The sequence below is a fragment of the Candidatus Brocadia sinica JPN1 genome (assembly GCF_000949635.1).
GTDB lineage: Bacteria > Planctomycetota > Brocadiia > Brocadiales > Brocadiaceae > Brocadia > Brocadia sinica.
Genome location: NZ_BAFN01000001.1, coordinates 1,892,747 through 1,904,771, shown reverse-complemented (window position 1 = coordinate 1,904,771; position 12,025 = coordinate 1,892,747). Strand labels below are relative to the sequence as shown.

Genomic DNA, 12,025 nt, shown 5'->3' with positions numbered 1-12,025 from the left:
TATAAAGAGTTTCTAGCCCTATCCCTTTTTCTGACATTTCCCGCACAATCTCTCCTGACAGTGTCTTCTGCCATCAAAGTTATTATACAAGTTTGATATCAAAAATCAGATCTTTGCCAGCCAGGGGATGATTGGCATCTAACGTCACGGATGATTCAGAAATATCGATCACCATGACCGGAATTGCCCTACCGTCATCCTGTTGCATTTGCAACTGCAAACCGACACTTAGATTCAAGTCAGCAGGAAATTCGTTTCGATCGACCTCCAGCACCATCGCCTCATTGTGCGGGCCATACGCTTCCTCTGATGGGATTTTGATGGTTTTTGTCTCACCTGATTTCATCCCGACCACGGCTTGTTCAAAACCAGGAATAATCTCCCCATTGCCTATAGTAAATTGTAAGGGATCGCGATCTACGGAGGAATCAAATACAGTGCCATTATTCAATTTCCCTGTATAATGAACCCTAACAACATCACCATGTTTTGCCTGTGCCATTATTTTTCTCCTTTATAATTCATAGGTATTGCCGTATAAAAAAGCGCCCGACAACAATTTGAAGTTGTTCAAAAGGTTCTGTCTCTACAGAAAGAAGAAGGGCGAACGGTCGTTCGCCCTTACCTGTGAAACTTTTTCCGGATAACCCTGAATAGCATTTCTGCCATAACCCGGTTACAGCAGGATCTCTTCCCCTAGAAACGACGACCCCCACCCTGTCTTCTGCCACCCCGACGCCCCTCAGGGCGAGGGCGAGCTTCATTAATAACAAGGACTTTCCCCTTTAATTCCTTGCCACTCAAACCATTGATTGCAGATTGAGCTTCAGCTTTTGCGGGCATCTCTACAAACCCAAATCCTTTCGACTCACCACTGAACAAATCCTTTATAACGGTAGCGGATTTGACCTGACCAAAGGCCTCAAATGCATGTTGTAAATCTTCCTCAGTTACCTCACGTGACAAATTACCTACATAGATATTCAAAAAAATCTCCTTTCAGATTGAGTATTATTCCCAAATTTAGCCAAACTCGTTTCTATTCGCCCGGGGATACACTTCCTTTCAGATAAAGTTCACAGGAATTTTTTTACTAATCTCAATAATGTGACAGATGGCGGAACTATCTTTGAGGCTAAAGAGTAAGACCTCTTTTCGTTTCTGTATTTTCTTAAAATAATTTTTTTATTGGAAGAGTACTCTGTTTATCTTTGGGGTCCCATGTATACTCTGGGATGGTTTTGTCCTTTGCTCGTAGCTAAAGGTCATCCGGAAAGGCAATTATTTTCATTCCTTTAAAATTTTTTCTGGCGAGAGTGGTATATTGAACATGCTATACCACTTTATAGCGTAAATCCCTTTTCATTGTCAAGGTATTTTTAAAGCATCGTTCATGAAAAACCTTCGCTCTCAGACAAATTGTCAATAGGCAAATTCATTTAGTATGCCCTTTATGTCAATGTCTTCTATCTGTTCCTCCACCAAAGGCGGCATTTGAGTGAGTCCCTTCTTTTCTTCATATGTTTCTTTTTCAGCCCGGTAAATTATACCGATAGGGATTCTCTCTCCCCACTCATGGGCATTCTTATATGCAGCTATTTTGTCTTCTGGATTATACGAACTATCGTCATTAATTTTATAGACCCTCCTGGTATACCATTCATACGTATTTTTTTTGTTAAAAGAAACACATGGCTGTAATACATCTATCAGAGAAAAACCTTTATGTTTTATCCCTTCCAATATCAACCAGGAAAGATGTTCGATATCTAATGAATATCCCCTGGCAACAAACCCTGCACCCAATGCAATTGCCATCTCCAAGGGATGCAGGGGATCGAGGATAACTCCCTCCATCTGGATCTTAGTTACATATCCAGGATCGGTTGTAGGAGATGCTTGCCCTTTTGTGAGACCATAGATCTGATTGTCATGTACGATAACCGTTATATCCGTATTTCTTCTTATATTGTGGATAAGGTGGTTGCCACCTTCTCCATAACAGTCTCCGTCTCCTGTGGTAACCAGTACCGTCAGATTGCGGTTAGCAATCTTTGCTGCGGCGGCAACGGGAAGAGCCCTTCCGTGAAGACCGTTAAAACAGTTGCACCTTACATAGTGAGGAAGTTTGGCCGCCTGACCAATTCCGGAAACGAGTAAAATATCTTTCGGAGGCTTGCCCAACCGAACAAGTGTCTTTTTTACCGCATTTAAAATACCGAAGTTTCCACACCCGGGGCACCACGCTATTTCATCATTACTTTTGAAATCTTTTACGTCCATTATCGTATTACCTTGTAAAAAATTCTTTTTTCGGAAAGCCTTTTACTCCCCTCTCTTTTCTGAAAAAGAGGGGCCTTTTGGCGCAGCATAGCCGCGCCAGGTTATCCTTCTTTTTTGACACAATCAATAAGATAATCTAAATGAAAAGGCCTGCCATCATATTTTAATACGGATCCACTGACCTGCAAACCGGTCTCTCTCCTTAACAACCGGGCAAGTTGTCCTCCCGCATTATTTTCCACCGTTAAGATCTTTTTAGCATCTTTTAGCAATCCGATCATCGCAGAGGCAGGAAATGGCCAGACCTGTGACAGATGTATAAGGCCTATTTTTTTATCAACTATTGCATCAGCCACTTCTTTCATAACACCATAGGTTGACCCAAAACCGAGCAAAACAATATCAGCTCCGACCACGTTGTACGCAGTGGGTTTTTCTACCTCTTGCAAAAGGCCCGAAAATTTCTTATAAAATCTCTTTTCGACCATCTTTCTGCCCATATCAGCATCCTCCGTAATATGGCCTTCTTCCGTATGTTCGTCACTGTCAGCATAGATGACATCTTCTATCCATGAAGGTATTGCACGAGGGGATATTCCCGATTCGGTAAATTGATACCGCTTGTAATCCTTTATATTTTTTGAATCCTCCTTTGATATGATATATCTTTGAACTTTTACTTTATTCAAATCAAACGCCTCAATATCTCTGTAAGAATCTGCAAGGTGCTGGTCTGTCATAAGAAAGACCGGCACCTGATATTTTTCTGCAATATTGAACGCCTTTATCGTTACAGAAAATGCCTCCTCTATCGTACCCGGAACATATACCACCCTTGCAAATTCCCCATGGCCGGCATGAAGCACAAACTCAAGGTCTGCCTGCGCAGTCCTCGTGGGAAAACCGGTTGCAGGCGCTGGTCTCTGGGCAACGACAACCACAATTGGCGTCTCTGTCATGGCAGCCAGACTTAGTCCTTCCACCATGAGAGCAAATCCGCCGCCAGAGGTAGCGGTCATTGACCGGACTCCCGCAAACGAGGCGCCGATGATCATATTGATAGCAGCAATCTCATCCTCTGCCTGCTCTACGGCGATATGAAATTCTTTTCCATAATGAGCTATTACATTCATGATACTCGTAGAAGGGGTCATCGGGTAGGCAGAGTAAAATTTGCAGCCAGCCCGTATTGCTCCCAGGGCAATTGCATCATTTCCGTTCATGACAAGTGTACTGGTATCCGTGCTTGCGCCTGCTTTTATCCAGAACGTATCTTGTTTAAAATTATTTTTAACAAAATCATAACCAGCCCGTGCTGCCTCTTTATTTTTTCGGACAACCTCTTCACTCTTCTCTGCAAATGTAGCCTCCATGACTTGTTCAGCAGAGTGGAATTCCACGCCTGTCATCCCTGCAATAACACCGCATGCGACAGAATTGATAAAAATCTCGCTGCCGCCTGTACACGTAGCCATATCATAAAAAGGGATATCAAGAAAGGCACTGTCTTCTCCGGTAATAGTAAATTTCTTCTTATCCAAAACCAAAACACCGCCATCTTTCATACTGGATCTATGAATGGCTACGCTTGCCTTATCTAAAGCCACGGTAATATCGGATTTCTGCCGAAGGGTATAGAGTGGCTTATCTGAAATCCTGAGCTGGAAAAAATTGTTACCGCCGCGTATCCTGGACATATAATCCTGGCTGGCAAAAATATGGAATCCTGTGTTTTTGAACATCTGGCACAAGGCTGCCCCTATGGTCTGCATCCCCTGGCCAGCCTCACCCGTAATCTTTATCGTAAGTTCATTTGCCATGCCGTATCACCTCCTTTTATTTTTTACTATACCTGCACACCCCTCAGATATGCAATACATTTTAACCGGCGACTTTTTTGCCACGAAGACACCAGGTCACAAAGAAAAACTACTTTTGTAGCAAAGATTCCTGAACTTCCAGGGTGCATGGCACATGGAAATACGCTGGAAGACGCATTGAAAAATGCCACAGAAACAATTCAATTATGGATTGATACAGTCACGGAACCACGAATTGATACAAATGAACACTAATGCTAAACCATTATTTCTTGATCTTTTCTGCCTGACGAAAGGCCGTCATGCCACCGCTCATATTGAAGACTTTCCGGAACCCTGCCTTGAGCAAGACGGCAGCTGCGGTATGGGCACGGCCTCCGCTCCGACATACAGTAATAATCTCCTTTTCTTTAAACTTTTCTAACTCATTTAACCTTTGCGTTATCTGTTCTACGGGAATATTGACAACACCCTGAATGACCCCCAACTCTCCTTTGAATTCTGCCGGTTCTCTGACGTCCAGGATAACCGTGCCATCAAGCTCATTGGCCTCCACACGGCGCATAACCTCTGCAATGGGAATGGTAGGCACTGTCTCTTCATTAACACCGGGAGACATCGTACCCTTAATCTCACAGGCAGGTGCATCAACAGGGATCCATGCAGCCTTGGGGTCACGGGCACAGGCATAATTGGCCTTCAGCACGTCCTTCATCCAATCGGCAGAGCCCAATTTCATATCAGTAAGCCATTTGATATATGCCTCTTTTGAACGGGGTTGTAAATTGGGATTGCGCTTTTTTTGCTCACCCAGACTGGATGGTTCACGACCGCGATATTCATGGGCGGGGTATACAACTAAATGATCGGGTAATTGCATGATCTTTTGCAAGGATTCCCAGTGTTCGCCAGGGTCACCGCCTGGTAAATCTGTCCGGCCTGCCCCACCATCGTCCAGAAATAATGTATCTCCTGTCAAAATGCGGTCTGAAAAGATAAGACACATGCTGTCTTTGGTATGACCGGGTGTGTGCATGACCTTTACAGGGATATCGCTCAGATGACAGTCAAACCCGTCAGGGACGTGGAATGCTACACAGCGGACAGGAGAATTTTGATGCATGACGTATACAGCGCCTGTCAGATCAGCCAGTGCACCGGACCCAGAGATGTGGTCTGCGTGCGTATGGGTATCTAACACATGGGTCAGTTTTAGTCCCTCATTTTTAATAAGGGATACGTATTCGTTTACTTGCTCCAGAACAGCATCTACAACAATTGCTTCCTTCGTATTTTCTGAGCCGATGAGGTAGGTTTTGCAAGACGTCTTATTTAACTGTTTGAAGATCATTTGGCACCCCTTTATTAAATTTTTTGTCAACCTCTTCTAACTCCAGCAGTGCGTGGTTAGCTCAATTCTCATGAAAGATTTAACGCAAAACAAATAGCATTGCGAATTTCAACCAACTTTTCTTTCGATAAAGCAGTAATCAACGATCCAATTTTTGCTTTTGAAATTGTCTGTATGTGATCGCAATTAATAGCGCAATCTTTATGCATACCGTCCTCACGGGATAAAAGTACTTCGGTTGGTATATCTCTGACTGTTGAAGTTATCGGAGCAACGGTAACTTCACCTAAATAATCCAGTATAGAATTTCTTGTTAAAATAACCACCGGGCGTTTCTTATCAGGAGTTTTAAACTTGTACCATCTCACATCACCTCGCTTCATGAATCACCCCATTCCTGTTCTGACTCCCAAACATCAAATTCCGTTTTGACAACAGGATAACGTTCATATCCTTTTTTATGCCGTTTTTCGAGCATATTGACGTTCACTTGTCTTATGGCATCCCTCAATGCCTTGCGTGCAAAAGCAGAGCGGGTTGTCTTTAATTTTTTGACAATCTTATCAACGGTTGCCACTAATTCATCATCTAATGTCATCTGAATCGTTCTCATAATATTCTCCTGTAATAATGTTGATGTTTATAGCTATAATAACCAACATTATCTCCGAAGTCAATCAATTTGCCCGGCATGCTCGTTTGGGCCAACGAACAACCATGCTCATGTGGTACTATGGATTGCAGCAAGATAGTGGTCAGGTGGAGCGTCTTGTTAGCTGAAGTTTTATGTTGCAGTTAGGGTCACCTTCATGATTAAATATTTTGTTTGTTCTCATGTTTGGCAATTGAATTATGAAGGTCCTATTCTCTCCTCCAATACATGTGCAGTACCTTGTTAGGCTTCAATTATAAGATCCTCTTGCGACTGCTAACATTGCACGATAGTCACTGCCATTCTCAAGATTTCTGCATATGAAATATAGGGGTCTGTCAGGTTTTAGCATAATCTCTGACCTTCTGGTTTGACGGGATCAAGTCCGGAAACCCACGCGAAGGGGTCATTCAACTCAAGAATCCGGCTCACCCGGAATGACTTTCCTTCGATTGTCTTGATTGCGCTATCACAAGATAGGTAGCGATATTGTTTCATAAATCATCTCAATAATGCTTACACAAATTTTTGCTAAAAATATCAAAAATATTTTTATTAAGCGCCTACCCATCCTTTTGTATCGCAAGTCTTGCATGGAGTACAACCTTTACACCCCGACCCGGTACAAGCCTTTTTACCACTGTGAACCTGGCCCAATCCTTTGCATGACCCGCATCGTTTGGCGGAATCGGGGATTTTTCCTGATCCGCCACAACCATTACATTTTGTGCAGTAGTTGCAGCCCTTTCCACTACATGGAATTTTGTTATCGGTGTGCCATACCCCGCTTCCGCAACACTTAAAACACATCTGACTTGCCAGGGCAGAAGGGATGCAAAACAATCCAATGATCAAAGAAAAAGTGACGATATAAGCCAACATTTTTGGAGTGAATCTCTTTTTATTCTTCATCTATTTCTCCTTTTCTGCAACAAAGGTTTATAGAGTTTTATTTCAGGCTATGCGTCTTTTATTATCACTTTATAAAAACTTCTTTTCCCCATTCCCCATTTTCACTGGGACAAGTTTCATAAGGACATGGTTTGGCAAGTTGTTGCAACAACCCCCCGTATCTTCCTTTGTTAGGGAATTTGGTTGCGGCTCTTCTGCGCCAGGTAATTATTTTTGATTGTAATCACCCTTGGATGTTTGTCAACGTTTTAATTTTTGATAAATCCCCAACCTTATTGCGCTTTTATGAATAGTTTCTGCCGTCACATTTAACGAACAGTATTTTGAGTTGTTCCCGTGGTAGGCCGTACGCTTTACTCTTGACATAAATTTCCCGTAATATTAATATTATGAACACAAGTAAATTTTGTCGTATCCGATATTTACCGTTAAATAGAGTAGACTAAATTTTACATGCAAAAGAGCCACAATATACTTATCATTGATGATGATAAGCTGATGTGTGTATCACTCAAAGGCCTCCTGGAGGAAAATGGATACCATGTGTACACGGCATCTAATGGTGACAATGCTGTTCAAATTCTGAATAAACACGACGTAGATTTAATTCTCTTTGACCTGAGATTACACGATGTTCGTGAGTTTTCGCTTTTGAATAAAATTAAACAGGTTTCAGCAGATACGATTATACTGGTCATGATTGACCAGTATAAAATCAAGGCTGTAATAAATACCCTGTGCCTGGATACGGTTGACTACATTCTGAAACCATTTGATCCGGATTATTTAAAAAAGACCATTGAAAAGGCCCTTTACAAACAACAGTTAGAAGTCAGTCTCAAAAGGACAGTCATAGAAAAAGAAATTATCAGCAACACGAACAAGATCATCGCCGCCAGCCTGGACATTCGGGAAAGCTTTTCCAGCGTATGTAACGAATTAAAAAAGATCATCCCATTCGATCGTTCTTGCCTGATTACTTCCAATGAGCAGGGACAATGGTTTCAGGTGTTCGCGCTGACGAAAACATATAATTTCAGCGAGATCAATGAAGGCGAATCCTTTCCTATGTCCGGCAGCCTCCTGGAAGAAATCGTCAAAACAGGAGAACCGGTTATCGTAAATAATACAGAAGCAGGACGTTTCTGGACAGACAGGGTATTATTTAAAGAAAGGATACACTCCCGACTTGGATTTCCCCTTACCTATAAAGGAAAAGTACTTGGCGCCCTTACCTTTGGTAGTGAAAAGGCAAACAGTTTTAGTGAACAGTGTTATTATTACCTCTGGCAGATAGCGCCACAACTTGCCATTGCCATTGAAAATACCAAGCTGTTTAACCGTATTAAGGCCTCGGAAGAACGGTATAAAACGTTATTTAACCACGCCGCAGATTCCATGCTGATGATAGACCTGAATGGAAAGATTCTTACTGTAAACCAACGCGAAGAAGAAATCATTGGTTACAGAATGGAAGAACTCTTAGGCAAGTACATTTATGATTTCTTACCTGAAACGTCGAAGAAGGCGGTTACACAACTTCTTTCAATGGCAGTTAACAGCAAGGTTCCAACAACCGAGATTGAAGTTATCAGCAAGAATCAGCAAACCTTAGTTATGGAATTAGATATTACTGTGGTAAAAGAAGGTGACAACGTTTTACATTTACTGGTACACTTCAGGGACATAACCAGGAGAAAGAACCTGGAATCGGAATTAAAAGAGGAAAAGAAAAAACTGGATAATATTGTGAGCGAAATAGGGGCAGACCTCTTGGTTATTAACAAGAACAATACGATATGCTGGGCAAACAAACGATTAATCGAAAATCATCCCTTAGGCAAAAAAATAATAAATCAAACCTGCTTTGACAGTTATTGCCACCTTCAGTCTGTCCCCTCGGATTGCCCCTCTGCAAAGGTGTTTGATACCGGAAGAATAAACCAAATTGAACGTACAGTACACAATCACCATAAAAAAAGATTCTACAATGTGATCAGCTCTCCCATTTTTGATAAAGACGGAAATGTTGTACAGGTACTGGAGTTAATTCAGGATATTACCGGGAAAAAGCAGGAAGAAGAAAAGCAGAAAAGGCTTCAGCAGCAGCTGGTGCATTCCGATAGATTGATTTCCATCGGACGACTCGCAGCCGGTGTTGCGCATGAAATTAATACTCCCCTTGCGATTCTTTCCGGCATGATCCAGGGGTTTCTCGAACGAAACAATTCCTTTACCAAAGAGATTGTAAAAGAATTTAAAACCATGCACAAAGTAACAAAGCGTATTGAAAAAACCGTCGATTCTTTGCTGGAACTGTCTCATCTTGAGGGGAATGAGCAACCGAAACCGATCAACATTAATGAACTGATCAAGGATACCATTTCTCTTATTGTCGAACAATTTACTGCAAAAAACAAGAATATCATTTTAAAGCTATCTTCCCGTTTGCCAAAGATCAAAGGCTTTGCAGAGCAACTGCAACAGGTGTTTATGAATTTGCTGATTAATGCTGACGACGCTACTGTCAATGGTGACACCATCTCAATAACTACAACACAAAAAGATAAAAATACCATAAACGTCAATTTCAAAGATACTGGTACGGGTATGCATGAAGATGTGTTATCGAAAGTCTTTGACCCGTTTTTTACAACAAAAGAAGTGGGGAAAGGAACCGGTCTTGGATTGTCTATTACCTATGGGATCGTAAAAAGACACCACGGCACAATTCATGTCAAAAGCAAAGTAGGTAGAGGTACTACCTTTGATATCAATTTACCCATAGATTTTGGAAAGGTGGCGGTTCATGGATAGAGGGATAAAAATATTGGTCGTAGATGACGATAAGGATTATAACTTGTATTTAACGAAATTTTTGTCTGACGAAGGATACATTACCAAGGGTATTACAAAACCGATGGACACCATTTCTGCGTTGGAACAAGAAAAATTTCATATCGTCATACTGGATCTCAAAATGCCCCAAATCAGCGGCACGGAGTTACTCAAAGAAATAAAATCGAAACACCATAATATTTGTGTTATCATACTAACAGGATACCCTTCATTTAAGACGGCAGTCGAAACAATGAAGCTTGATGCCTTTGATTACCTAAAAAAACCTTTTGATTTGAACGATTTGCGCAAGGCGCTGAATAATGCACAAAAAACGTATTGTCTTGTTGGAAGTTCAAAGGACAGGCTCAAGAGTTCTGTAGGGAAAAAACTGAAGTCGTTAAGAAAGAGTAAGAAAATTACGCAAAAACAACTGGCAAACCGTACCGGTTTGTCGCCGAGTTTATTATCACAGATCGAAAACGGACAAATCGCAGCATCCCTTACTACCCTGGACAAATTATCTGCCTCACTGAATGTTAAGATAGCATACTTCCTGGATGAGGAAGCTGGTGAATCCACAGCAAAGATTAACGAGGATTTTCAGTTTTAAAGGGTTATTTTTGTAGGAGTTTTTCATAGATGGATAATCTGCTCAATATTATCTCAAACCTCGGTTCCCCCAGGATTATGGTTATCGGCGATTTGATGCTCGACAAGTATGTCTGGGGTGAGGTAAAACGCATCTCACAAGAGGCGCCAATACCCGTTATTAATGTTTCTTCTGAAGACGTGCGCCCGGGAGGCGCTGGAAGTGTTGTGAACAACTTGCGGACGCTAGATGCACAGGTGTTTGCATGCGGGATTATCGGTGATGATACTTATGGACATACCCTTTTGAATATTTTTCAGGGTATGGGAGTTGACACAACGGGAATCATTATTGATAAAAGCCGCCCAACTATCCTGAAGATGCGCTTCATGGGCCATTTACAAACAGCCGGGAAAGGAGTGCAGCAGTTGTTGCGGGTCGATTATGAAAAGACCCATGTTATATCTGCTGAAATAGAATCACAACTTACCGGTTATTTACATAATAACATACCTGCATGTGATATCATCCTGATCTCCGATATGAATAAAGGCCTGCTTTCCCCTTCCTTTTTAAAAACAATAGTAACCATTTGTAAAAAGCATAAAAAAATCGCAATCGTCGATCCCAAACTCATGAGCGACTATACCTGCTATGAAGGTTTTACTGCGATGACTCCTAACAGGTTTGAAACCGAACTCGCCACGGGAATAAAAATCGCTGATAATGACAGTCTGCATCGTGCCGGAAGCAAACTTGTTTCGAGTCTTTCACTAGAGTGTTGCATCATTACCATCGATAAAGATGGTATGTTCCTCTATGACAGGGGGGGGAACGGAAAGATTATACCAACTGTTCCACGGGCTGTATTTGACGTAACTGGCGCCGGCGATATGGTGCTCAGTATGTTTGGCATGATAGTCGGTACCGGTCATAGCTTTGAGGATGCCGCACTTCTTGCCAATGTAGCAGCTGGCATAGAAGTTGGGAAAATTGGGGCAACACCAGTCAGCAAGGGTGAAATTCTCAGCGAGCTCATAGGCGGAAAAAGCCCGTTATCAGATAAAATCAAAGATGTTGAAGTACTGAAGGGCATATTGCAGGAACACAGAAAGAAAAACGATAAGATTGTTTTCACAAATGGTTGTTTTGATATCTTACACGTTGGACATATCGAATACCTGAAATTTGCCAGAAAACAGGGCGATTTGCTCGTAGTAGGATTAAATACCGACCGATCCGTCAAGAGTCAAAAAGGCCCCAGCCGTCCCTTTGTTTCCGAAACAGAGCGTGCCAAAATGCTTGCTGCATTGGAGGATGTGACTTACGTGGTGCTTTTTGACGAACTCACACCCTTGAATTTAATTAAGGTCGTAAAACCAGACGTGCTGGTAAAGGGAGAAGATTGGAAAAATGCCGGGGCGGTGGGCGGGGAATTTGTAGCATCCTACGGAGGAAAAGTCGTCTTTGCCCCCTTTGTCGAGGGTGTTTCAACCACCAACATTGTTTCAAGAATACTGAGCAGGCACAACCAGAGCCAAAATCCAAAGGAAGCAATTGGCCAAACCCACTAAAAT

Annotated in this window: 13 protein-coding genes; 4 read left to right on the top strand and 9 right to left on the bottom strand. The window is 42.0% G+C overall.

Features of this window, described 5'->3' with window-relative positions; genetic code table 11:
- Positions 1-82: 82 nt before the first annotated feature.
- From BROSI_RS08490 to BROSI_RS08475, 4 genes are all read right to left on the bottom strand, one after another.
- Positions 83-502, bottom strand: coding sequence for an FKBP-type peptidyl-prolyl cis-trans isomerase (locus BROSI_RS08490; protein WP_052563330.1), 420 nt, complete (start codon positions 500-502; stop codon positions 83-85).
- Positions 503-696: 194 nt separating this feature from the next.
- Positions 697-987: an RNA recognition motif domain-containing protein gene (locus BROSI_RS08485; RefSeq protein WP_052563329.1), complete on the bottom strand. Its 291-nt coding sequence runs from the start codon at positions 985-987 to the stop codon at positions 697-699.
- Between the two features lie 435 nt (positions 988-1,422).
- Positions 1,423-2,286 carry a 2-oxoacid:ferredoxin oxidoreductase subunit beta gene (locus BROSI_RS08480; protein ID WP_052563328.1) on the bottom strand — a complete coding sequence of 288 codons (864 nt, stop codon included), beginning with the start codon at positions 2,284-2,286 and terminating at the stop codon, positions 1,423-1,425.
- A 98-nt stretch (positions 2,287-2,384) separates the two neighbouring features.
- Positions 2,385-4,103, bottom strand: coding sequence for a 2-oxoacid:acceptor oxidoreductase subunit alpha (locus BROSI_RS08475; RefSeq protein WP_052563327.1), 1,719 nt, complete (start codon positions 4,101-4,103; stop codon positions 2,385-2,387).
- Between BROSI_RS08475 and BROSI_RS21340 the strand changes: the two genes are divergently transcribed.
- The gene (locus BROSI_RS21340; RefSeq protein WP_082059360.1) at positions 4,002-4,358 is read left to right on the top strand and encodes a type II toxin-antitoxin system HicB family antitoxin; all 357 of its coding nucleotides are present in this window, start codon (positions 4,002-4,004) and stop codon (positions 4,356-4,358) included. The genes BROSI_RS08475 and BROSI_RS21340 overlap by 102 nt on opposite strands.
- A 10-nt stretch (positions 4,359-4,368) precedes the next feature.
- On the opposite strand, the gene BROSI_RS08470 is transcribed toward BROSI_RS21340, so the two are convergent.
- From BROSI_RS08470 to BROSI_RS08455, 5 genes are all read right to left on the bottom strand, one after another.
- On the bottom strand, positions 4,369-5,454 hold the full coding sequence (locus BROSI_RS08470; RefSeq protein WP_052563326.1) for an MBL fold metallo-hydrolase: 1,086 nt from the start codon (positions 5,452-5,454) through the stop codon (positions 4,369-4,371).
- 68 nt (positions 5,455-5,522) lie between these two features.
- The gene (locus tag BROSI_RS08465) at positions 5,523-5,837 is read right to left on the bottom strand and encodes a type II toxin-antitoxin system PemK/MazF family toxin (RefSeq protein WP_052563325.1); all 315 of its coding nucleotides are present in this window, start codon (positions 5,835-5,837) and stop codon (positions 5,523-5,525) included.
- Positions 5,834-6,067, bottom strand: coding sequence for a ribbon-helix-helix domain-containing protein (locus BROSI_RS08460; protein WP_052563324.1), 234 nt, complete (start codon positions 6,065-6,067; stop codon positions 5,834-5,836). Before BROSI_RS08460 ends, BROSI_RS08465 begins: the two co-directional genes overlap by 4 nt.
- A 384-nt stretch (positions 6,068-6,451) precedes the next feature.
- Entirely contained in the window at positions 6,452-6,604 is a 153-nt protein-coding gene (locus BROSI_RS19820; RefSeq protein ID WP_157842453.1) for a hypothetical protein, read from the bottom strand.
- Between the two features lie 57 nt (positions 6,605-6,661).
- Positions 6,662-7,018: a hypothetical protein gene (locus BROSI_RS08455; protein WP_157842452.1), complete on the bottom strand. Its 357-nt coding sequence runs from the start codon at positions 7,016-7,018 to the stop codon at positions 6,662-6,664.
- A gap of 453 nt (positions 7,019-7,471) precedes the next feature.
- Here BROSI_RS08455 and BROSI_RS08450 point away from each other — a divergent pair, with 453 nt between their 5' ends.
- Genes BROSI_RS08450 through rfaE2 form a run of 3 tightly spaced genes read left to right on the top strand, consistent with a single transcriptional unit; the run spans position 7,472 to position 12,022 of the window.
- Positions 7,472-9,835, top strand: coding sequence for a PAS domain S-box protein (locus BROSI_RS08450; protein WP_052563322.1), 2,364 nt, complete (start codon positions 7,472-7,474; stop codon positions 9,833-9,835).
- Positions 9,828-10,469: a response regulator gene (locus BROSI_RS08445; RefSeq protein ID WP_052563321.1), complete on the top strand. Its 642-nt coding sequence runs from the start codon at positions 9,828-9,830 to the stop codon at positions 10,467-10,469. Before BROSI_RS08450 ends, BROSI_RS08445 begins: the two co-directional genes overlap by 8 nt.
- A gap of 29 nt (positions 10,470-10,498) precedes the next feature.
- Complete coding sequence (gene rfaE2, locus BROSI_RS08440; RefSeq protein WP_052563320.1) at positions 10,499-12,022, top strand: D-glycero-beta-D-manno-heptose 1-phosphate adenylyltransferase; 1,524 nt, start codon at positions 10,499-10,501, stop codon at positions 12,020-12,022.
- The last annotated feature ends 3 nt before the right edge of the window (positions 12,023-12,025 follow it).

Coding starts and splice junctions, on each gene's coding strand:
- BROSI_RS08490 (WP_052563330.1), bottom strand. CDS start 502: ATGGCACAGGCAAAACATGGTGATGTTGTTAGGGTTCATTATACAGGG.
- BROSI_RS21340 (WP_082059360.1), top strand. CDS start 4,002: ATGGAATCCTGTGTTTTTGAACATCTGGCACAAGGCTGCCCCTATGGT.
- BROSI_RS08475 (WP_052563327.1), bottom strand. CDS start 4,103: ATGGCAAATGAACTTACGATAAAGATTACGGGTGAGGCTGGCCAGGGG.
- BROSI_RS08470 (WP_052563326.1), bottom strand. CDS start 5,454: ATGATCTTCAAACAGTTAAATAAGACGTCTTGCAAAACCTACCTCATC.
- BROSI_RS08465 (WP_052563325.1), bottom strand. CDS start 5,837: ATGAAGCGAGGTGATGTGAGATGGTACAAGTTTAAAACTCCTGATAAG.
- BROSI_RS08460 (WP_052563324.1), bottom strand. CDS start 6,067: ATGAGAACGATTCAGATGACATTAGATGATGAATTAGTGGCAACCGTT.
- BROSI_RS19820 (WP_157842453.1), bottom strand. CDS start 6,604: ATGAAACAATATCGCTACCTATCTTGTGATAGCGCAATCAAGACAATC.
- BROSI_RS08455 (WP_157842452.1), bottom strand. CDS start 7,018: ATGAAGAATAAAAAGAGATTCACTCCAAAAATGTTGGCTTATATCGTC.
- BROSI_RS08450 (WP_052563322.1), top strand. CDS start 7,472: ATGCAAAAGAGCCACAATATACTTATCATTGATGATGATAAGCTGATG.
- BROSI_RS08445 (WP_052563321.1), top strand. CDS start 9,828: ATGGATAGAGGGATAAAAATATTGGTCGTAGATGACGATAAGGATTAT.
- rfaE2 (WP_052563320.1), top strand. CDS start 10,499: ATGGATAATCTGCTCAATATTATCTCAAACCTCGGTTCCCCCAGGATT.